The 20,866-nt window shown below is 72.3% G+C and carries 20 protein-coding genes; 7 read left to right on the top strand and 13 right to left on the bottom strand.

What is annotated here, in order from left to right:
• The first annotated feature begins 18 nt into the window (after window positions 1–18).
• The 5 genes from cysK to AC1HIL_RS08965 all read left to right on the top strand — a co-directional run bounded on the left by cysK (window position 19) and on the right by AC1HIL_RS08965 (window position 4,966).
• Complete coding sequence (cysK, locus tag AC1HIL_RS08985; protein WP_057593936.1) at window positions 19–939, top strand: cysteine synthase A; 921 nt, start codon at window positions 19–21, stop codon at window positions 937–939.
• A 95-nt stretch (window positions 940–1,034) separates the two neighbouring features.
• On the top strand, window positions 1,035–2,681 hold the full coding sequence (locus AC1HIL_RS08980) for an NAD(P)/FAD-dependent oxidoreductase (protein WP_479671634.1): 1,647 nt from the start codon (window positions 1,035–1,037) through the stop codon (window positions 2,679–2,681).
• A 7-nt stretch (window positions 2,682–2,688) separates the two neighbouring features.
• A complete protein-coding gene (locus AC1HIL_RS08975) occupies window positions 2,689–3,258 on the top strand; it encodes a VUT family protein (protein WP_422098061.1) in 570 nt (189 codons plus the stop codon).
• A gap of 23 nt (window positions 3,259–3,281) precedes the next feature.
• The gene (locus AC1HIL_RS08970) at window positions 3,282–3,908 is read left to right on the top strand and encodes a flavin reductase family protein (protein WP_057593938.1); all 627 of its coding nucleotides are present in this window, start codon (window positions 3,282–3,284) and stop codon (window positions 3,906–3,908) included.
• A gap of 71 nt (window positions 3,909–3,979) precedes the next feature.
• Window positions 3,980–4,966, top strand: coding sequence for a ProQ/FinO family protein (locus AC1HIL_RS08965; protein ID WP_479671633.1), 987 nt, complete (start codon window positions 3,980–3,982; stop codon window positions 4,964–4,966).
• A 10-nt stretch (window positions 4,967–4,976) separates the two neighbouring features.
• Here the strand turns inward: AC1HIL_RS08965 and AC1HIL_RS08960 are convergent, their stop codons facing one another.
• The 5 genes from AC1HIL_RS08960 to pyrC form a co-directional block, all read right to left on the bottom strand.
• Window positions 4,977–5,438, bottom strand: a complete 462-nt coding sequence (locus tag AC1HIL_RS08960; protein WP_296737957.1) for a DUF4304 domain-containing protein — start codon at window positions 5,436–5,438, stop codon at window positions 4,977–4,979.
• 109 nt (window positions 5,439–5,547) lie between these two features.
• Complete coding sequence (gene htpX / locus AC1HIL_RS08955) at window positions 5,548–6,420, bottom strand: protease HtpX (protein ID WP_057593941.1); 873 nt, start codon at window positions 6,418–6,420, stop codon at window positions 5,548–5,550.
• 182 nt (window positions 6,421–6,602) lie between these two features.
• The gene (locus tag AC1HIL_RS08950; protein WP_479671632.1) at window positions 6,603–7,355 is read right to left on the bottom strand and encodes a DUF3025 domain-containing protein; all 753 of its coding nucleotides are present in this window, start codon (window positions 7,353–7,355) and stop codon (window positions 6,603–6,605) included.
• Between the two features lie 11 nt (window positions 7,356–7,366).
• Window positions 7,367–8,203: an NYN domain-containing protein gene (locus AC1HIL_RS08945; RefSeq protein WP_057593943.1), complete on the bottom strand. Its 837-nt coding sequence runs from the start codon at window positions 8,201–8,203 to the stop codon at window positions 7,367–7,369.
• Window positions 8,200–9,231 carry a dihydroorotase gene (gene pyrC, locus AC1HIL_RS08940; RefSeq protein WP_479671631.1) on the bottom strand — a complete coding sequence of 344 codons (1,032 nt, stop codon included), beginning with the start codon at window positions 9,229–9,231 and terminating at the stop codon, window positions 8,200–8,202. The genes AC1HIL_RS08945 and pyrC overlap by 4 nt, the downstream gene beginning before the upstream one ends.
• A 200-nt stretch (window positions 9,232–9,431) precedes the next feature.
• Here pyrC and AC1HIL_RS08935 point away from each other — a divergent pair, with 200 nt between their 5' ends.
• Window positions 9,432–11,258 carry an ATP-binding response regulator gene (locus tag AC1HIL_RS08935; RefSeq protein ID WP_479671630.1) on the top strand — a complete coding sequence of 609 codons (1,827 nt, stop codon included), beginning with the start codon at window positions 9,432–9,434 and terminating at the stop codon, window positions 11,256–11,258.
• A 6-nt stretch (window positions 11,259–11,264) separates the two neighbouring features.
• Here AC1HIL_RS08935 and AC1HIL_RS08930 read toward each other — a convergent pair whose 3' ends face one another.
• From AC1HIL_RS08930 to AC1HIL_RS08910, 5 genes are all read right to left on the bottom strand, one after another.
• A complete protein-coding gene (locus AC1HIL_RS08930) occupies window positions 11,265–12,707 on the bottom strand; it encodes a UdgX family uracil-DNA binding protein (protein WP_479671629.1) in 1,443 nt (480 codons plus the stop codon).
• Window positions 12,708–12,718: 11 nt separating this feature from the next.
• Entirely contained in the window at window positions 12,719–13,972 is a 1,254-nt protein-coding gene (locus AC1HIL_RS08925) for a putative DNA modification/repair radical SAM protein (RefSeq protein WP_261211434.1), read from the bottom strand.
• A 113-nt stretch (window positions 13,973–14,085) separates the two neighbouring features.
• Complete coding sequence (gene ligK / locus AC1HIL_RS08920; RefSeq protein WP_479671628.1) at window positions 14,086–14,769, bottom strand: 4-carboxy-4-hydroxy-2-oxoadipate aldolase/oxaloacetate decarboxylase; 684 nt, start codon at window positions 14,767–14,769, stop codon at window positions 14,086–14,088.
• Entirely contained in the window at window positions 14,762–15,832 is a 1,071-nt protein-coding gene (locus tag AC1HIL_RS08915) for an amidohydrolase family protein (RefSeq protein WP_413761475.1), read from the bottom strand. The genes ligK and AC1HIL_RS08915 overlap by 8 nt, the downstream gene beginning before the upstream one ends.
• 16 nt (window positions 15,833–15,848) lie before the next feature.
• Window positions 15,849–16,832 carry a Bug family tripartite tricarboxylate transporter substrate binding protein gene (locus AC1HIL_RS08910; protein WP_057595460.1) on the bottom strand — a complete coding sequence of 328 codons (984 nt, stop codon included), beginning with the start codon at window positions 16,830–16,832 and terminating at the stop codon, window positions 15,849–15,851.
• 120 nt (window positions 16,833–16,952) lie between these two features.
• On the opposite strand from AC1HIL_RS08910, the gene AC1HIL_RS08905 reads away from it, so the two are divergent.
• Window positions 16,953–17,726 carry an IclR family transcriptional regulator gene (locus AC1HIL_RS08905; protein ID WP_057595462.1) on the top strand — a complete coding sequence of 258 codons (774 nt, stop codon included), beginning with the start codon at window positions 16,953–16,955 and terminating at the stop codon, window positions 17,724–17,726.
• Here AC1HIL_RS08905 and AC1HIL_RS08900 read toward each other — a convergent pair whose 3' ends face one another.
• The 3 genes from AC1HIL_RS08900 to leuC are packed head-to-tail and all read right to left on the bottom strand — an operon-like array spanning window position 17,727 to window position 20,826.
• On the bottom strand, window positions 17,727–18,749 hold the full coding sequence (locus tag AC1HIL_RS08900) for a tripartite tricarboxylate transporter substrate binding protein (RefSeq protein ID WP_479671627.1): 1,023 nt from the start codon (window positions 18,747–18,749) through the stop codon (window positions 17,727–17,729).
• On the bottom strand, window positions 18,746–19,423 hold the full coding sequence (gene leuD, locus AC1HIL_RS08895) for a 3-isopropylmalate dehydratase small subunit (RefSeq protein WP_057595466.1): 678 nt from the start codon (window positions 19,421–19,423) through the stop codon (window positions 18,746–18,748). The genes AC1HIL_RS08900 and leuD overlap by 4 nt, the downstream gene beginning before the upstream one ends.
• Window positions 19,420–20,826: a 3-isopropylmalate dehydratase large subunit gene (gene leuC / locus AC1HIL_RS08890; RefSeq protein WP_479671626.1), complete on the bottom strand. Its 1,407-nt coding sequence runs from the start codon at window positions 20,824–20,826 to the stop codon at window positions 19,420–19,422. The genes leuD and leuC overlap by 4 nt, the downstream gene beginning before the upstream one ends.
• Between the last annotated feature and the right edge of the window lie 40 nt (window positions 20,827–20,866).

Here is a 20,866-nt window from a genome sequence, read left to right as displayed (position 1 = left end):
TCCAAGGAGATTCCATCCATGAAGGCCCAGAACATCCTCCAGACCATCGGCAACACGCCGCACGTGCGCATCCAGCGCCTGTTCGGCAACGCGAAGCAGCAGGTCTGGGTCAAGGCCGAGCGCGCCAACCCCGGCGGCTCGATCAAGGACCGCATCGCGCTCGCGATGGTGGAGGACGCCGAGAAGAGCGGCGCGCTCAAGCCCGGCGGCACCATCGTCGAGCCCACCTCGGGCAACACCGGCATCGGCCTGGCGATGGTCGCGGCCGTCAAGGGCTACAAGCTGATCCTGGTGATGCCCGACAGCATGTCGGTGGAGCGCCGCCGGCTGATGCTGGCCTACGGCGCCACCTTCGACCTGACGCCGCGCGCGGGCGGCATGAAGGCCTCGATCGCGCGCGCCGAGGAGATCGTCGCGGGCACGCCCGGCGCCTGGATGCCGCAGCAGTTCAACAACCCCGCCAACGTCGAGGTGCACGTGCGCACCACGGCCGAGGAGATCGCGGCCGACTTCCCCGAGGGCATCGACGTGCTGATCACCGGCGTGGGCACCGGCGGCCACATCACCGGCGTGGCGCGCGTGCTCAAGAAGAAGTGGCCGAAGCTGCAGGTGTTCGCGGTCGAGCCCGTGGCCTCGCCCGTGATCTCGGGCGGCCAGCCTGCGCCGCACCCGATCCAGGGCATCGGCGCCGGCTTCATCCCGAAGAACCTCGACACCGCGCTGCTCGACGGCGTGCTGCAGGTCGATGCCGAGCCCGCGCGCGAGATGGCGCGCCGCTGCGCCACCGAGGAAGGCATGCTGGTGGGCATCTCCTCGGGCGCCACGCTGGCGGCCATCGCGCAGAAGCTGCCCTCGCTGCCCGAGAACGCGGTGGTGCTGGGCTTCAACTACGACACCGGCGAGCGCTACCTGTCGGTCGAAGGCTTCCTGCCCGCCTGATCCCCTCGCTTCCCCGCGTTGCGGCCAGCTATCCCTTTGATAGCGGCCCAACGCGTAAAATCGTCGGCCTGCTTGATAAACACAAGCCCCACGACATGCTGAGAATCTCCGAACTCAAACTTCCGCTCGACCATGCGCCCGAGGCGCTGGCCGCGCTGATCGCCCGCACCCTCGAGGTGCCGCCCGAGGCGATCGCCTCCCACACCGTCTACAAGCGCAGCTTCGATGCCCGCAAGGCCGAACTGCTGACGGTCTACATCTGCGACGTGGCGCTCGCCGACGCGAAACGCGAGGCCGCGCTGCTCGCCAAGCACGCCGGCCATCCGCACATCCAGAACGCGCCCGACATGCGCCACACGCTGCCGGCGGACGTACCCGCGGGCGCGAGCCGCCCGGTGGTGATCGGCTTCGGCCCCTGCGGCATCTTCGCGGCGCTGATGCTCGCGCAGATGGGCCTGCGCCCGATCGTGCTGGAGCGCGGCAAGACCGTGCGCCAGCGCACCAAGGACACCTGGGGCCTGTGGCGCAAGAGCGTGCTCGACCCCGAGTCGAACGTGCAGTTCGGCGAGGGCGGCGCCGGCACCTTCTCCGACGGCAAGCTCTACAGCCAGATCAAGGACCCGCGCTTCCTCGGCCGCAAGGTGATGGAGGAGTTCGTCAAGGCCGGCGCGCCGCCCGAGATCCTCTACGTCGCGCATCCGCACATCGGCACCTTCAAGCTGGTGAAGGTGGTGGAGAACATCCGCGAGCAGATCGTGGCGCTCGGCGGCGAGATCCGCTTCGAGCAGCGCGTGACCGACGTGCGCATCGAGGACGGCCAGCTGCGCGGCCTCACCGTGCTCGACCAGGCCACCGGCCGGAGCCACGAGCTGCGCGCCGACCACGTCGTGATGGCGCTCGGCCACAGCTCGCGCGACACCTTCGCGATGCTGCACGAGCGCGGCGTGCACATCGAGGCCAAGCCCTTCTCGATCGGCTTTCGCGTCGAGCATCCGCAGGGCCTGATCGACCGCGCGCGCTGGGGCCGCCATGCGGGCCACCCGATGCTGGGCGCGGCCGACTACAAGCTGGTGCACCACGCGAGCAACGGCCGCTCGGTCTACAGCTTCTGCATGTGCCCGGGCGGCACGGTGGTCGCGGCCACCAGCGAGCCGGGCCGCGTGGTCACCAACGGCATGAGCCAGTACTCGCGCGCCGAGCGCAACGCCAACGCGGGCATCGTGGTGGGCATCGACCCGCGTGACTATCCCGAAGGCCCGCTGGCCGGTATCGCGCTGCAGCGTGCGCTCGAGTCCAATGCCTTCGTGCTCGGCGGCGGCGACTACCGCGCGCCGGGCCAGCTGGTGGGCGACTTCATCGCCGGCAAGCCCTCCACCCAGCTCGGCGAGGTGATGCCCTCGTACAAGCCCGGCGTGACGCCGACCGACCTGCACCGCGCGCTGCCCGACTTCGCGATCGAGGCGATGCGCGAGGCCTTCCCGGCCTTCGGCCGCAAGATCAAGGGCTTCGACCTGTACGACGCGGTGCTCACCGGCGTCGAGACGCGCACCTCCTCGCCGATCAAGATCACGCGCGGCGAGGACTTCCAGAGCCTCAACGTGCGCGGCCTCTATCCGGCCGGCGAAGGCGCGAGCTACGCGGGCGGCATCCTGTCGGCCGGCGTGGACGGCATCAAGGTCGCGGAGGCCGTGGCGCGCGGCCTGCGTGCCGAGGCCGAACGGCAGCGCACCGCCGCCGTCTGAGAACGCCATGACGACGACGCACGACCGCGCTCCCCTCGCCTTCGCACGACCGGGCACCGGCGCCCTCGCGCTCGCCATCGGCGCGATGGCGCTGGTGGTGCTCGCCTCCAACATCCTGGTGCAGTTCGCGATCAACGACTGGCTGACCTGGGGTGCCTTCACCTACCCGGTCGCCTACCTCGTGAGCGACCTCGTCAACCGGCGCTTCGGCCCCGGCATGGCGCGCCGCGTGGCCTGGATCGGCTTCGCGGTGGCGGTGGCGGTGTCGCTGCTGCTCGCGCCGGCACGCATCGCGCTGGCCTCGGGCAGCGCCTTCATCGCCTCGCAGCTGCTCGACATCCGCGTCTTCGACCGCCTGCGCCGCGGCCTCTGGTGGCGCGCGCCGCTGGTGGCCACCGTGGTCGCGGCGGTGCTCGACAGCATCGTGTTCTGGGGCATTGCCTTCGCGGGCACCGAGGGCCCCTGGCTCACCTGGGCGCTCGGCGACCTCGGCGTGAAGCTGGCGGTCGGCGTGTTCATGCTGCTGCCGTTCCGCCTGCTGATCGGCCGCCAGGCGATGCGCCCGGCCCTGCGCTGACCGAAGAACCCGGGATCCCTTCCATGCAGGACGACGACCGCTTCCATTTCTACGAGCCCGCGCTGGGCCACGGCCTGCCGCACGATCCGTTCAACGCGATCGTCGGCCCGCGGCCCATCGGCTGGATCTCCTCGCGCGATGCGCGGGGCGTGCTCAACCTCGCGCCCTACAGCTTCTTCAACGGCTTCAACTACACGCCGCCGATCGTCGGCTTCGCGAGCATCACGGCCAAGGACAGCCTGCGCAACATCCGCGAGACCGGCGAGTTCGGCTGGAACCTCGCCACGCGCCCGCTGGCCGAGCCGATGAACCAGAGCTGCGCCGCGGTGCCGCCCGAGGTCGACGAGTTCGCGCTCGCCGGGCTCACGCCCGCGCCCTCGCGCCGCATCGCGGTGCCGCGCGTGGCCGAGAGCCCGGTGTCCTTCGAATGCCGGCTGACCCAGATCGTGCAGCTGCAGGCCGCCGACGGCCGCGCCATCGAGACCTGGCTGGTGCTCGGCGAAGTGGTGGGCGTGCACATCGCGCGCGAACTGCTGCGCGAAGGCATCTACGACACCGCCGCGGCGCAGCCGATCCTGCGCGGCGGCGGCCCGGCGGACTATTTCGAGATCCGGCACGACAATCTGTTCAAGATGTTCCGGCCCCGCTGACGCGCACCGCGCGCCGCCCACCGACTTCCAACCCCTAATTCCGACTTCGCGCCCCGCGCCGAATCCCGAGCATGACCGACGCCCCCACCACCGCCCCGAAGACGAATCCGCGCAACAAGCCGCGTGGCCCTCGCCCGGACCTGGCCTCCCAGCTGCAGCAACTGCGCGGCGGTGCCGATGCCGCGCAGGAGCCCGGCGCCGAAGCCGCGCCCGCGGCCGGCGCCCGCCCCGAGGGCCAGGCGCAGCGCGACAACAACCCGCGCCGCAAGCCCCAGCGGCCGCAGCGCGGCCAGGGCCCGCGCGGCCCGCAAGGCGCCGCGCCGCAGCGCCAGCCGCTGGCCCAGGCGCAGCCCCAACAGCCCGAGCGCCCGGCGCGCAAGGTCAACCCGGTGCTCGAGCGCCTGTTCGAGCTCTATCCGCAGCTGTTCGGCGCGCGCTTCGTGCCGCTGAAGCTCGGCGTCTACGAGGACCTGCTCGCGCGCCATCCCGAGGACTTCAAGGCCGAGGACCTCAAGGTCGCGATGGGCCAGCATGCGCGTTCCACGCGCTACCTCGAGAGCGTGGCCGCCGGCCATCCGCGCCACGACCTCGACGGCAACGCGCTCGATCCGGTCGCGCCCGAGCACGTGCACCACGCCATCCTCGAGCTGCACCGCCGCCGCTCGCAGCGCACCGAGGGCGACCTGCGCCCGCAACTGGTGGCGCGCATCGCGCGCGCCATCGAGAGCTCGGGCCTGGACCGCGAGGCCTACGCCGTGCTCGTGCGCTCGCGCGACGAGAAGGCCAATGCCGTGGTCGACGAGGCGCTGGCCGAACTGGCGGCGCAGGCCGCCAAGCGCGAAGCCCTGCTGCGCGCCTTCGAGGCCAGCGGCCGCGGCGAGCAGGAGTTCGCCGACATGTACGGCATGAAGCCCGGCGAGGTGACGCGCACGCTGCAGCGCGCGCGCAAGGAACGCGAGGCACCGGCGCCCGCTGCGGCGGTGGTGGCGCAAGCCGAAACCGTGGCTGCGCCCGAGGCGGCGGCGCCCGCTCCGGAAGCCGCGCCCTCCGCGGATTGAGCGCCCGGCCCTACGGCATCGCGCCGTAGGGCGAGAGATTCGGCCCCACCTCGCCGCGCGCCAGCCAGGCCTCGACCTGCGGCAGCAACCCGGCGACCGTGGCGGCGACCGCCCGGTAACCCGCGGCATCGTCGCCCCGCCCCGCGTACGAGAACCAGTCGGACGGCTGGCTGCTGAGGCCGCCGACCTGCTGCAGCCGCGCGCGGTTCTCGAGCGGTGCGTGCTCGAGCAGCAGGTCGCGCTGCGGCACCAGTTCGCCCCAGCTCGTCATCTTGTCGCCCGGCGGCTGCCACGCGGCTTCGAGGAAGAAGGAAGTACCGGCCTTGTCGTACTGCATGCTGATGAAATGCAGCACCTCGGCACGGTCGCGCCGATAGCGCGGAAAGCGGCCGTCGAACCCGCTCTCGTTCAACACGGGCACCAGGACGGCCTTGAGCGCGGCGGACATCTGCTGGCTGGGCGACTTGGACATGGTGCGACACTCCTGAGAATCGAGGGGGCCGCAGTGTAGAAGCACCATGAAAAAAGCCGCCACCCGAAGGTGGCGGCCGTATGCCTCGAGGCATGTTCCGAGGTCGCTCTCAGCGCGCGTTCTGCAGCGCCGCGATGCGCTCCTCGATCGGCGGGTGGGTGGCGAACAGCTTGCCCATGGCGCCGGTGATGCCCATCGCCTCGACCGCCTTCGGCAGTTCGCCGGCCGGCAGGCCGCCCAGGCGCGCGAGCGCGTTGACCATCGGCTGGCGGTTGCCCATCAGCGCGGCGGCACCGGCATCGGCGCGGAACTCGCGCTGGCGCGAGAACCAGGCCACGACGATCGCGGCGGCGAAGCCCAGCACGATGTCGAGCACGATGGTGCTCACGTAGTAGCCGATGCCGGGGCCCGAGGAGCGGTCGTCGCCGCGGCGCAGGAAGCTGTCGACCGCGTAGCCGATCACGCGCGAGAGGAACACGACGAAGGTGTTCATCACGCCCTGGATCAGCGTCATCGTGACCATGTCGCCGTTGGCGATGTGGGCCACCTCGTGGCCGATCACGGCCTCGACCTCTTCGCGCGTCATGTTCTGCAGCAGGCCGGTGGACACCGCCACCAGCGAGGAATTCTTGAACGCGCCGGTCGCGAAGGCATTGGGCTCGCCCTCGAAGATGCCGACCTCGGGCATGCCGATGCCGGCCTTGTCGGCGAACTTGCGCACCGTGCCGACGATCCAGGCCTCGTCGGGCGTCTGGGGGTTGTCGATCATCTGCAGGCCCGCGGTCCACTTGGCCATGGGCTTGCTGATCAGCAGCGAGATGATCGCGCCGCCGAAGCCCATGATCAGCGCGAAGCCGAGCAGGGCCGTGAGGTTCAGCCCGTTGGCCGTGAGGAAGCGATTGACGCCGAGCAGGCTGGCGACCACGCCGAGCACCGCGACGACCATCACATTGGTCAGGACGAACAGAAGGATACGTTTCAAGTTGAATTCTCCGTGGGGGAACGCTGCCGACCAGATGAGGGCCTTGCGGCCCGCTTCAAGCCGTTCCTGCCGCGTCCGCCTCCCTGCCTGGGTTGTTGTTGGTTCTGGAGGAAGGCGTCGCGCGCGGCCGTGCGGCGGCAGGCGGGTAGACAGATGATAGGAGCAAAAGTTCTAGCAGCCCGCTATCCGGGGCCTGGCGCGGGGGATTCGGTGGCCGGCCGCGCGGGGCGGAAGACCTGGGCGTCGGCATAGAAATCGGGCGCCTCGTTGCCGGCCCACCAGCCCGGCACGCCGAGCACCGGCAGCGGCACGAAGGGCTTGGCGGCGAGCCAGGCGGGGTCGAGGCGACGCGCGAGCGCCTCGTCGTCCAGCCCATCGATGCCTTCGGTCAGCAGCACGTGCGCCGTGGCGGCCTTGCGCGGCGCCACCAGCTTCTCGAGCAGCGCATGGCCGAACACGCGCAGCCGCGCCTGCGCCCACAGCCCGCGCCGCGCGACGAACAGCGCCGGCCAGTCGCGCGCCGCCAGCGCGCGCCACAGTTCGGGCGGCGCCTCGAGCAGCGCGCCGTTCTCGTCGAACAGCGTGAGCGCGTCGCGCAGCGGCCCGCGCGTGGCACCGACGCCGGCGCGTTCGATCTCCGCGGCCTGCAGTTCGTTGAGACGGCGCTTGGCCCGCGGAAAGGCGCGCCACACGAGGCCGTTGAAGAAGTCGTGCAGGTTGTCGCGCGTGGGCACGGTGCCGGTCGCGAAGACGTGGGCCTCGTAGGCCCGGCCCGCGGGCAGCGCATGCTGCGGCACGAAGCCCGGCGGCCCCGCGCCTTGCAGCGCCCGCGCCACCGGCAGGCCTTGCGCGATGGCACTGGCCGCCGCTTCGCCCTGCGCGCGGTAGGGCGCGAGCCAGGGCCGGGTCCAGTCGATCGCGGCCGTGCCCGCCATCGCCGGCAGGATCAGGCGGCGTCCGCGCCCGTCCAGCGGATGCGGTCGGGATGCTGCGTGTGCCTGAACTCGGCCGTGAGCTTGTCGAACAGCTTGAGCGAGCTGCCGTTCTTGCCGAGCAGGCCCGCCTCGCGCAGCGCCTTCGCCACCTCGTTGAGCGGCACGTCGGTGCCGGCGCGCAGCGCGGGCACGGCGCGCAGCACGAATTCGGCGGCCTCGGAGATCTCGGGCGCGGGCGGCGGCACCGGCACGGCGGCCACGGGTGCCGGCGCCGCGGCCTTCGCCACCTTTTTGGCCGCCGTCTTCTTCGCGGTCTTGGCGGCCGCCTTCTTCGCCGGCGCCTTCTTGGCCGGCGCGGTCTTCGCGGCGGCCTTCTTCGCCGCCGTCTTCCTGGCGGGCACGGTGCGCGCGGCCGGCGCCACGCCGTGGTGCGCGAGGTCCATGAAGCTGTCGTAGATGCCGACCGTCTCCTCGCCCGTCTTGCCCTGCTGGCCGATGCCGCAGACGCGGCAGCCCTTCTCGCGCAGCCGGATCACCAGCGGCGCGAAGTCGGAATCGGAGGACACCAGCACCACCACGTCGGGCCGCTCGGCGATCGCGAGGTCGATGGCGTCGACCGACAGCGCGATGTCGGTGCTGTTCTTGCCGGCCGAGAGGTTGACCATCGGCCGCACCGACAGCCGCTTGAACAGCGCCTGCCGGTTCACGGCCATCTCGGCATTGCAGTAGGCGCGGCGCACGTGGATGGCGCCGTACTCGTCCATCGTGCGCTGCACGGCCTGCTCGATCACGTCGGCCGAGACGTTGTCGGCGTCGATCAGCAGCATCACCCGCAGCGTGGGGGTCATGCGAGTCTCCAGTGGATGGTTTCGCCGCCGCGCAGCGGCTTGAGCGTGGCATCGCCGTAAGGCACGGTCTCGGGCACGGTCCAGCTCTCGCGCTTCAGCGTGATGCTGTCGGCATGGCGCGGCAGGCCGTAGAAGTCGGGACCGTGGAAGCTCGCGAAGCCCTCGAGCTTGTCGAGCGCGCCGGCGTTGTCGAAGGCCTCGGCATAGAGCTCGATGGCGGTCAGCGCGGTGTAGCAGCCGGCGCAGCCCAGCGCGTGTTCCTTCAGGTGCGCCGGGTGCGGCGCGCTGTCGGTGCCCAGGAAGAAGCGGTCGCTGCCGCTGGTGGCGGCCTCGACCAGCGCCACGCGATGGGTCTCGCGCTTGAGCACCGGCAGGCAGTAGTAATGCGGGCGGATGCCGCCGGTGAAGATGGCGTTGCGGTTGTACAGCAGGTGGTGCGCGGTGATGGTGGCGGCCGTGAAGCGGCCGGCGTCGCGCACGTAGTGGGCGCCCTCCTTCGTGGTCAGGTGCTCGAACACCACCTTGAGCTCGGGGAAGTCGCGCCGCAGCGGAATCATCACGCGATCGACGAACACGGCCTCGCGGTCGAACAGGTCGATCGCGGGATCGGTGACCTCGCCGTGCACCAGCAGCAGCAGGCCGTGCTTCTGCATCGCCTCGAGCGTCTTGTAGGTCTTGCGGATGTCGGTCACGCCGGCATCGCTGTTGGTGGTGGCGCCGGCCGGATAGAGCTTGAGCGCGCGCACGCCGGCCTCGGCGGCCAGCGCGATCTCCTCGGGCGGCAGCTTGTCGGTCAGGTAGAGCGACATCACCGGCTCGAAGCCGCTGCCCTCGGGCACGGCGGCGCGGATGCGGTCGCGGTAGGCCACGGCCTGGGCCGCAGTGGTCACGGGGGGACGCAGGTTCGGCATGATCAGCGCGCGGCCGAACTGGCGCGCGCTGTGGGGCACGACGGCTTCGAGGGCGGCGCCATCGCGCACGTGCAGGTGCCAGTCGTCGGGGCGGGTGATCGTGAGGGTGTCAGTCATGGCGCGGCGATTGTCGCACCCGCCCTCACGCACCGTGTGGACGCCCGGGCCGGGCATGACTTTGGGCACTTACCATGGGGCGAGGGGGTCGCCTAGGATGCGCCGATGACCATGCCGGCGGGCACCATCGGCAGCCGGCCATGGGCCCGGCCGGGCCGCGAACGCGAGACGGGGGAACCACCCCGCGGGGAGACTGCTTGATGAAAGACACGATGCCGGGACGCCTGGCACGGGACGCCACGCTCGAGCTGCGCGTGCTGCGCGAGCACCTGGCCTCGGTCTATGCCGGCCACACGACCGCGATCGCGGCGCACGGCGTCTTCGCGCTCGCGATCGGCGTCTTCGGCTACTTCAACGTGCTGCCCGAGCACCGCGCGCTGGTGCTGGGCATCGTCTCGGCCATCGTGCTGATGGACCTGTACGTGCTGCTGTCGAAGCGCTGGACGCCCGAGGTGCCGCTGGCCGACAGCCCGCGCTGGGCGCGCCGCTACACCGTCCACGTCACGCTGGTCAGCACGGTGACCGCGCCGGCCAGCCTGTTCCTGGTGGCGCTGCAGAGCCCCGCCATGACCACCTTCGTGACGGTCGTGATCATGGGCAGCTGGACCCGCGCGGTGCAGGCGCGCTGGCCGCTCAAGGGCGCGATGTTCGGCTACGGCATCCCGATGATGAGCGGGCTGATCGCCGCGCTGGTCTGGTACGGCCACATGCTGAACTGGTTCCTGGCCGGCTTCGCGCTGCTCAACCTGGTGCTCACGCTGCGCGAGGGCGTGAAGCAGAACGAGCGCCTGACGGCCTCGCTGATCCTGCAGTTCGAGAACGAGGCGCTGGCCGCCCAGCTGCGCGAGCAGGTCGCGGCCACCGAGCGCGCGAGCGCCGAGAAGACCCGCTTCCTGGCCGCCGCCAGCCACGACCTGCGCCAGCCCATGCATGCGATCGCGCTGTTCGGCGCGGCGCTGGGCAGCACGCTGCGGCGGCGGCCCGAGATCCAGAACGTGGAACGGCTGATGCGCGCGGTCGATGCGCTGGGCGCCTCGCTCGACACCATGCTCGACATCTCGCGCCTCGACGCGGGCGTGGTCCAGGCGGCACCGCGCGCGCTGTCGCTCGATGCCCTGCTGATCCCGCTGCACCACACCTTCTCGGCACAGGCCGAGCGCAAGCGGCTGCAGCTGCGCGTGCGCGCCAGCGGCCTGTGGATCCACAGCGATCCGCAACTGCTCTACCGCATGCTGTCGAACCTGGTCGACAACGCGCTCAAGTACACGACGCAGGGCGGCGTCACGGTGATCGCGCGCCCGCGCGGCGACCAGGCGTGGATCGAGGTGCGCGACACCGGCATCGGCATCGCGCCCGAGCAGCGCGACCGCATCTTCGAGGAGTTCTACCAGGTCGACAACCTCGGGCGCGACCGCTCGCGCGGCCTGGGCATCGGCCTGTCGATCGTGCAGCGGCTCTCGCGCCTGCTCGGCCACCGCATCGAGCTGCGCTCCCACATCGGGCGCGGCACGCGCTTTCGGGTCGTGCTGCCGCTCGCCGAGGCCTCGGAAGGCTCGGCGGGCGCCTTCAGTCCGCAGGACCTCGAGCTGCCGGTGCGCCAGCGCTTCGAGGTGCCGGCGCTGCGCGGCCGCGTGCTGCTGATCGACGACGAGGAGGAGATCCGCAAGGCCATGACCGAGCTCATGAGCGCCTACGGCATCGAGGTCGCGGCGGTGGCCGACGAGGCCGAGGCGGTGGCCCTGCTGACCGGGCCCGCGGCGCAGGACCCGCCGGTCGCGCTGCTGCTGTGCGACTACCGGCTGTCGAGCGGCGTCGACGGGCTGGAGCTCGGCCTGCGGCTGCGCGAGCGCTTCCGGCTCGACGCGCCGATGCTGCTGATCACCGGCGAGACCGCGCCCGAGCGGCTGCAGCGCGTGCGCGCCTCGGGCGTGCCGGTGCTGTTCAAGCCCGTGACCGCGGCCATGCTGATGCAGGCCATGGCCGAGCTGGTGCCGGCCGAACGCCGCGCGGAAGAGCCCGGCACCTGAGCCCCTTCAGGCAACCGGCGCCGTGTCGCGCGCGCGGGCCAGCTCCTCGCGCCAGCGCGCCTGGGCCGCCTCGCGCTCCGCGTCGGGCAGCCGCAGCAGCGCCGACGGATGCAGCGTGACGAACACCGGCCGCCCGTCCGCGCGCTCGCGCAGCCAGGCGCCGCGCTCGGCCTGCACCGCCACCGGCCGGCCCAGCAACGCGCGCGCGGCCGTGGCGCCGAGCGCGACCAGCGAGCGCGGCCGCACCAGCGCGATCTCGGCATCGAGCCAATGGGCGCAGGCCTCGGCTTCGCGCTGCCCCGGCGTCTTGTGGATGCGCCGCTTGCCGCGCAGCTCGTACTTGAAGTGCTTCACGGCATTGGCGAGGTAGACGCCCTCGCGCGCCCAGCCGAGCTGCGCCATCGCGCGCTCGAGCAGCTGGCCGGCCGGGCCGACGAAGGGCCGGCCCGCGAGGTCCTCCTGGTCGCCCGGCTGCTCGCCGACCAGCATGTGGCGCGGCGCGAGCGGCCCTTCGCCGCACACGGCCTGGGTGGCGTGCGCGCCGATCGGGCAGGCGCGACAGGCATGGGCGGCCGCGCGCAGTTCGCCGAGGTCGGCCGGCGCCACGCCCTCGGCCGGCCGCGCGTGCAGCGCCATCGGCGCGCGGATGCGCCGCGCGGGCGTGGCCGGCGCTTCGATCATCGACTGGCTGCGCGCGTCGGCCGCGTCGGCCAGCGGCTGGATCAGCGCGGCCTCGGGCAGGTTGTGCCAGTAGCGGCGCGGCATCTCGCGCTGCATGGTCGCGAACTTGAGCCGCGCGGGATTGAAGATGTGGGCGTAGTAGGTGAGCCAGAGCTGCTCGCCCGCATCGGGCGGCGGCTTCTCGCGGCGGTCGGCGCCCGCGCGGAACGACAGCGCATGGCCGTCCCATTCGACGCAGCGCTCGGGCGTGAGGATGGCCCAGCGCATCTGCGCGAAGCGGCGCGCGAAGAAGTCGGCATTGGCCTCGACGATGCGGTGCTCGGGCTCGAACCATGCGACATGGCGCTCGAGCCCGTCGTCGTCCGTCACCTGCGTGAAGCGCACGAAGGCGCGCATCTTGTGGATGTCGCGGTGCACGGCCTTGGCCATGCGCTGCGCCCGCATCATGTCGGCGTCGAGCGGATCGTGGCGCAGCGCGGGCTCGTGCGCGAGGCGCCAGAGCAGGCGGTAGAGCAGCGCGAAGCGCTGGGGATCGCGGTGCAGGATCACGTCGGCGCACAGCGCGACGAAAGCCGCGGGCACGGGCTGCAGCGCCGCGGTCGGCGGTGCGATCGCCTGCTCGGACGCATCGCCGAACAGGCCCTCTCCGCCATCGGACCGCGCCACGCCCCACTCGACCCGCTCGGGCGGCACGCCGTCGGTCAGCAGTTGCCGCGCGCGGCGCCGGAAACCGTCGAGGTCGACCGCGTCGTCGAGCCGCACCTGCATCGCGATGGCGCTCAGAACAGCGAGGCCTGCCGCGCGGGCTCGGCGCGCGCCGACGCCGCCATCGCCCCGGCCGCGGGCCGGTGCCCATCGGCCACCACGAAGGGCAGCACCTTGCGCGCGGGCACGTGCAGCCGCCGCAGGTCGTCGGCGCGCACGCGGCGCACGCGCCTGGCCTGCAGCAGCCGATCGACCGCCTTCACGCCCAGGCCCGGCACGCGCAGCAGCAGCTCGCGCGGCGCATGGTTGAGGTCGACCGGGAAGCGCTCCGCATGCGCGAGCGCCCAGGCCATCTTGGGATCGACGTCGAGCCGCAGCAGGCCGTCGCGCTCGGCCACGATCTCGCCGTGCTCGAAGCCGTAGAAGCGCATCAGCCAGTCGGCCTGGTAGAGCCGGTGCTCGCGCAGCAGCGGCGGCGCGGCGAGCGGCAGCGCGCGCGCCGCGTCGGGGATCGGGCTGAAGGCCGAGTAGTAGACGCGGCGCAGCCGGTAGGCGCCGTAGAGCGTGGCGCTGGTCGCGAGGATGGCGCGGTCGTCGGTGGCGTCGGCGCCCACGATCATCTGCGTGCTCTGGCCCGCGGGCGCGAACGGCGGCGGCTTCGCGGCCACGGGCGCCGCGCCCGGCAGCGCGCGGATCGGCACCACGCGGCGCGCCTCCTCGCGCGTGTCGTCGATCTGCAAGCGCAGCCGCGCCATCGAGCGGCGGATCGCGCTCTCGTCCTTCTCGGGCGCCAGCGAGCGCAGGCCCTCGGTGGTCGGCATCTCGACGTTGATGCTGAGCCGGTCGGCATAGCGGCCGGCGCGCGCGATCAGCTCGTCGCTGGCATCGGGAATGGTTTTGAGATGGATGTAGCCGCGGAAGTCGTGGTCCTCGCGCAGCGAGCGCGCGACCTCGACCACCTGCTCCATCGTGTGGTCGGGCGACTTGACGATGCCGCTCGAGAGGAACAGCCCCTCGATGCAGTTGCGGCGGTAGAAGTCGAGCGTGAGCTGCACCACCTCGTCGGCGCGGAAACGCGCGCGCGGCACGTTGCTCGAGGCGCGGTTCACGCAATAGAGGCAGTCGTACTGGCAGTGGTTGGTCAGCAGCACCTTGAGCAGCGAGATGCAGCGGCCGTCGGGCGCATAGCTGTGGCAGATGCCCATGCCCTCGGTCGAGCCGATGCCGCGCCCGCCCACCGAGTCGCGCGGCTGCGAGCCGCTCGACGCGCACGAGGCGTCGTACTTGGCGGCATCGGCCAGGATGGCGAGCTTGTGCTGGAGGTCCATGGGGTGGGCTGGCGGGCGGAAAACACTGTACGTTTATACAGATGTTAACCGTCCCGTCGCCCCGATGGCCCTGCGGCCATGCGCGCGGGTCGGGCATTGCCCGCCGCGCCCTTTCAGTCGATGTAGCGCAGCCCCGCCGCCGCCAGCGCCGGCCGCATGTCGTACATGTCGAGCCCGAGCACGCCGCTCGCGAGCTTCTCGCGCTTCGACGTCTCCAGCGCCTCGCGCTGGCGCGCCTTCTCGAGCGTGGCCGCGGCCATCGCGCGCGGCACGCAGACCACGCCGTCGTCGTCGGCCACGATCGCATCGCCGGGCTGCACCGACATGCCGGCGCAGACCACGGGGATGTTGACCGAGCCCAGCGTGGCCTTCACGCAGCCCTTGCTGCTGATGGCCTTGCTCCAGACCGGAAAGTCCATCTGCTGCAAGGTGTGCACGTCGCGCACGCCGCCGTCGATCACCAGCGCGCGCGCACCGCGGGCCTGGAAGCTGGTGGCCAGCAGGTCGCCGAAGAAGCCGTCGCTGCTCGGCGCGGTGACGGCCGCCACCACGATGTCGCCGGGGCGGATCTGCTCGGCCGCGACGTGCAGCATCCAGTTGTCGCCCGGATGCAGCAGCACGGTGACGGCGCTGCCGCTGACCTGCGCGCCCGGATAGATCGGCCGCATGTACGGCGCGAGCAGGCCGACCCGGCCCATGGCCTCGTGCACCGTGGCCGAGCCCAGGGCCGCGAGGGCGTCGACGACCTGCGCGTCGGCGCGTTCGATGTGGCGATGGACGACGCCGAGTTCATGCATGGCGGGCTCCTTGCGAGGAATGAGATTGGGGATCGAACAGCCGGCCGCGCGCGTTCAGTTGCGCATCGAGCCGCGGAAAGACGCGGCGCGCATTGCCTTCGTAGACCTGCGCGCGCTCGCCGGCGCTCAGCGCGGCGGCCTCGATGTAGCGCCGCGTGTCGTCGTAGGCGTGACCGGTCTCGGGATCGATGCCGCGCACGGCGCCGATCATCTCGGAGGCGAACAGGATGTTCTCGACCGGGATCACGCGCGCGAGCAGGTCGATGCCCGGCTGGTGGTAGACGCAGGTGTCGAAGAACAGGTTCTGCAGCAGGTGCTGCGCGAGCGGCGGCTTCTTCATCGCCTGCGCCAGGCCGCGAAAGCGCCCCCAGTGGTAGGGCGCGGCACCGCCGCCGTGCGGGATCACGAAGCGCAGGGTCGGGAAATCCGCGAACAGGTCGCCCTCGATGCACTGCATCACGGCCGTGGTGTCGGCATTGAGGTAGTGCGCGCCCGTGGTGTGGAAGCAGGCGTTGCAGCTGGTGCTCACGTGGATCATGGCCGGCACGTCGAGCTCGACCATCTTCTCGTAGAGCGGATACCAGTGGCGGTCGGTCAGCGGCGGGCTGTTCCAGAAGCCGCCCGAGGGATCGGGGTTGAGGTTGACGCCGACGAAGCCGTAGTCGCGCACGCAGCGCTCGAGCTCGGCGACGCACGAGGCGACCGGCACGCCCGGCGACTGCGGCAGCATGGCCGCGCCCGCGAAGCGCTCGGGGAACAGCGTGCTCACGCGGTGGCACAGCTCGTTGCAGATCGCGGCCCAGGCCGATGACACGGCGAAGTCGCCGACGTGATGCGCCATGAAGCTCGCGCGCGGGCTGAAGACGGTGAGGTCGATGCCGCGCTCGTCCATCAGCCGCAGCTGGTTGCCCTCGATGGATTCGCGCAGCTCGTCGTCGCCGATGCGCAGCTCGGACGCGGCCGGCGCGGGCCGCCCCGCGCCGAAGGCCTCGACCTGGCGCCGGCGCCAGGCCTCGAGCGCGGCCGGCGCGGTGGTGTAGTGGCCGTGGCAGTCGATGATCATGAAGTCGGCGCCGTGCTCAATCGGCCTTGATGTCGGCCGCGCGGATCACCTGCTCCCACTTGGCCGATTCGCTCTTGAGGAAGGCCGCGGCCTCCTGCGGGCTCGAGGGCGTGATGACCGCGCCGAGCGCGCCCAGCTTCTCGCGCGTGCCGGCATCGGCCAGCGCCTTGCGCGTTTCGGCATTGAGCTTCGCGACCACCTCGGGCGCGGTGCCGGCCGGCGCGAGCAAGGTCCACCAGACGCTGGCGTCGAAGTTCGGCAGGCCCGCCTCGGCCATGGTGGGCACGTTCGGCAGCATCGGCGCGCGCTGGGCGCCGCTGACCGCCAGCGCGCGCAGCCGGCCCGACTGGATGTGCGGCAGCACCTCGAGCGGATTCAGCAGCATGAACGAGGTGCGTCCCGCGATCAGGTCGACCAGCGCGGGCGAGCCGCCCTTGTAGGCCACGTGCAGCGCATCGAACTTGCCGACCGAGGCCAGCAGCGCGCCGGCCAGGTGGCCCGAGCTGCCGTTGCCGGCCGAGCCGTAGCTCATGTCGCCGGGCTTGGCGCGCGCGGCCGCGAGCAGCTCGGGCACGCTCTTGTAGGGCGCGCTGGCCGGCACCACCAGCACCAGCGGCGCATAGCCCAGGCGCGCCACGGCGACGAAGTCGCGCAGGCCGTTGAACGACAGCTTGGGATAGAGCGTGTTGTTGGTCACCACGCCGTTGGCCGCCACCAGCAGCGAGTAGCCATCGGGCGCCGAGCGCGCGACGTTCTCGGTGCCGATGTTGGCGTTGGCGCCGGGCCGGTTGTCGACGATCACCGGCTGGCCCATCTGCGTCGACAGCCGCTCGCCGACCACGCGGCCCACGGTGTCGACCGCGCCGCCGGCCGCGAAGGGCACGACCAGGCGGATCGGCTTGCTCGGATACGGCGCCTGCGCGAGCGCCAGCGAGGGCGCGGCGAGGCAGGCCAGGAAGAGCGCGCCAAGGCGGCGGCGCAGCGGGGCGATGGGTGTCATGAGCGGGTCTCCTGCGGATGTTCGAAGCGACGTGGAAGCGAAGGGGCCCAGTGCCCCGGGAAAGCCGCGAGCCTAGGATTCGCAACGCGGCCGCACAATGCCGTTCCACTCCGCGAAACGATGGCCTCCTCCGCACGCGCTCCCACCCGCACCGCCAAGCCCGTGCCGCGCGCCGAGGGCGTGACCGCGGTGGCGCGTTCGCTCGCCATCCTCGATGCCTTCGGCACCGCCGACGCGCAGCTCGCGCTGGCCGAGATCGCGCGCCGCACCGCGCTCGCCAAGCCCACCGCGCTGCGGCTCGCGCGCACGCTGGCCACGGCCGGCTACCTCGTGGCGCTCGAGGGCGGTGCCTGGCGCCTGGGCCCGGCGGCCGCGCGGCTGGGCGCGCGCTACCAGCGCGCCTTCGACCTGCGCAACGTGATCGAGCCGGCCCTGCAGCAACTGGCCGAGCGGACCGGCCACAGCGCTTCCTTCTTCGCGCTCGAGGAAGGCCAGCGCGTACGCCTGCTGCGCGTGCGCGGCGCCGACGGCTTCGTGAGCCCGAGCCGCGTCGGCGAACCGCTGCCGCTGGAGCGCGGCGCGGCCGGCCAGGTGATCCTCGCGTTCTCGGGCGCGCCGGGCGCCGCGCTCGACGCGATCCGCCAGCGTGGCCATCACCTGACCGTGGGCGAAGCCGACGCGGCCGCCGCGAGCGTGGCCGCGCCGGTGTTCGCCGCGCGCGGCACGGTGCTGGGCGCGCTCAGCGTGGCGGTGCCGGCCGACGCGGCCGCGGCCGGCGAGCTCGCGCGCCATGCGGCCACGCTGATGGAGGCGGCACGCAGGTTGTCGGATGCGCTCGCGGCCACGCGCTACGAACCGCTCGAAGGCCGCGCGCGCAGCCAGTGGCACCCTTAACTAGTCGGCCTTCACGCCCGCGGCCTTCACCACCGGCGCCCACTTCACGATCTCGCTGCGGATCGTCGCCTCGAACTCGGACGCGCTCGAGCCCACGGGCTCGACGCTGAGCTCGGCCAGGCGCTGGCGCACCTCGGGCAGCTGGATCACCTTGACGAGGTCGCCCGACAGCCTGGCCGCGATCGGTGCGGGGAGGCCGCGCGGCGCGACGAAGCCGAACAGGCTCTCGAGCGAATAGCCGGGGATGGTCTCGCCGACGGTCGGGTAGTCGGGATAGATGCGGCTGCGCTTCGCATTGGTCACGGCCAGCACCTTGAGCTTGCCGGCCTTCACGTGCGGCAGCGCCGAGTCGAGCAGCACGAAGCCCACCTGCACCCGACCACTGAGCAGGTCGTTGTACGCGGGCGCGCTGCCGTTGTAGGGGATGTGGACCATGCCGGTCTCGGCGCGCACGTTCATCATCTCGCCCGCCAGGTGAGTGGCGGTGCCGATGCCCAGCGAGGCATAGCTGACCGAGCCCGGCCTGGCGCGCGCCTTCGCGATCAGCCCGGCCACGTCGTTGGCGGGGAACGAGGGAATGGCGACCAGCGCGATCACCGGGAAGCCCAGCAGGCTCAGCGGCGTGAAGTCCTTCGTGGCGTCGTACGGCAGGTCGTTGCGCAGCGAGGGATTGATGGTGAAGGCGCTGATGACGATGCCGAAGGTGTAGCCGTCGGCCGGCGCCCGCGCGATGGCCTGGGTGCCGACGATGGTGCCGGCGCCGGGCTTGTTGTCGACGATCACGCTCTGTCGCCAGAGCTCGCCGAGCTTCTGCCCGAGCAGGCGGCCGATGACGTCGGTGGCACCGCCCGGCGGCAGCGGGATCACCATCCGCACGGGATGCGAGGGGAAGGCGGAAGCGGGCTCCTGCGCCAGCGCGCGCAGCGGCAGCGCGCCGCTCGCGGCGAGGGCGGCGCCGGCGCGCAGCAGGCCGCGGCGGGTGGCGGCTGCCGGTGGCGGGCGCGGGGGTTGTTCGGGTGTCATGGTGTCTCCTTATCGGTATGGGGGGCGGGGTCGGCGGCAAGGCTCGGGCGCCGGGCGCCGTCGAGGTGCAGCCAGGGATGCAGCGCCCGGTCGCGGCGCTGGAAGGCGTCGATCTCGGTGCTGCGCGCGAGCGTGAGCTCGAGGTCGTCGAGGCCGCGCAGCAGCCCCTCGCGGCGCCGCGGCGGCAGGGCGAAGGGCAGCGTCGGCAGGCCCTCGCGCCGCACGGTGCAGGCCTGCAGGTCGACCGTGAGCACGGCATCGGCACCCTCGGCCACGGCGCGCGCGAGCACCTCCACCTGCGCGCGCGGCAGGCGCACCGGCAGCAAGCCGTTCTGGAAGCAGTTGCCCTGGAAGATGTCGCCGAAGCTCGGCGCGACGATGCAGCGGATGCCCAGCGCCATCAGCGCCCACACCGCGCCTTCGCGCGAACTGCCGCAGCCGAAGTTGTCGCCCGCCAGCAGGATGCCCGCGCCGCGGTAGCGCGGCTGGTTCAGCACGCAGGCCGGGTCTTCGCTGCCGTCGGCGCGAAAGCGCAGCGCGGCCAGCGCATGGGGGCCGAGCTCCTCGCGCGGCACGCCGCCGAACAGCGGCTCGACGCGCACGATCAGGTCGGTGTCGATGTTGTCGCGCACGAGCGGCGCGGCGGTGGCCGTGAGCACGCCGAACGGGCTCATGGCCGGACCTCCATGGCGCGCGGGTCGACCAGGCAGCCCGCGATGGCGGAGGCGGCCGCGAGCTGCGGGCTCGCGAGATGGGTGCGCGCGCCCGGCCCCTGGCGGCCGACGAAGTTGCGGTTCGAGGTCGACACCACGCGCAGGCCCGGCGGCACGGCCTCGCCGTTGGCCGCCACGCACAGCGAGCAGCCCGGCTCGCGCCATTCGAAGCCGGCGTCGAGGAACACCTGCGCCAGCCCTTCGGCCTCGGCCTCGCGCTTGACCAGCTCCGAGCCCGGCACGATCCAGGCGCGCACGCCGCTCGCCACGCGCCGGCCGCGCACGGTCTCGGCCGCGAGCCGCAGGTCGGAGATGCGCGCGTTGGTGCACGAGCCGATGAACACCCAGTCCACCGGCGTGCCCGCGATCGCATCGCCGGCGCGCAGGCCCATGTAGTCGAGCGCGGCCTGCCGCGCGGCGCGCTGCGCCGGATCGCCGGCGGCGGCCGGGTCGGGAATGCGCGCGTCGATGCCGATGGTGTCCTGCGGGCTCGTGCCCCAGGTGACCTGCGGCACGACCTCCGAGACGTCGATGCTCACCTCGCGGTCGAACACCGCGTCGTCGTCGCTGCGCAAGGTGGCCCAGTGCGCCGCGGCCTGGTCCCATTGCGCGCCGCCGGGCGCGAACGGCCGGCCGCGCACGTAGGCCAGCGTGCGCGCGTCGGGCGCGACGATGCCGAAGCGCCCGCCCATCTCCACCGACAGGTTGCACACCGTCATGCGCGCCTCGATGTCGAGCGCGTCGATGGCCGCACCCGCGTACTCGACCGCGCAGCCCGAGGCGCCGGTGGCGCCGAGCCGGCCGATGGCATGCAGGATCAGGTCCTTCGCGCTGGTGCCCGCGGGCAGCGTGCCCTCGAAGCGGATGCGCATCTGGCGCGGACGCTGCAGCACGATGGTCTGGGTCGCGGCCACGTGCTGGAACTCGGTGGCGCCGATGCCGAAGGCCAGCGCGCCGAGCGCGCCGTGGGTGCAGGTGTGGCTGTCGCTGCAGACCACCGAGGCGCCCGGCAGCGTGAGTCCGAGCTCGGGCCCGACCACGTGCACGATGCCCTGCCCCGGCTGGCCGACGTCGAACAGGCGGATGCCCTGCAGCCGGGTCTCGTGGCGCAGATCGGCCAGGTAGCGGATGGCGTTGGGCGTGTGGCCCTCGCGGCCCGGCGCGGTCGACACCGTGTGGTCGGGCATCGCGAAGGTCAGCTCGGGATGGCGCACCGGCAGCCCGCGCCGGCGCAGCGCCGCGAGCGCCTTGCTGCCGGGATCGCTGACCAGGTGGCGGTCGACGTGCAGCAGCGAGAAGCCGCCGCCCAGGTCGGACACCACGTGGGCGTCCCATATCTTCTCGAAGAGCGTGCGGCCGGGCATGCGGGGTCGGTCGGCGTGAGCCGTCGTGGAGCGTTGTTGG

The sequence above is a fragment of the Variovorax sp. ISS6 genome (genome assembly GCF_056523145.1).
The sequence above is the reverse complement of the archived record's forward strand: the minus strand, read 5'-3'. Positions and strand labels throughout refer to the sequence as shown.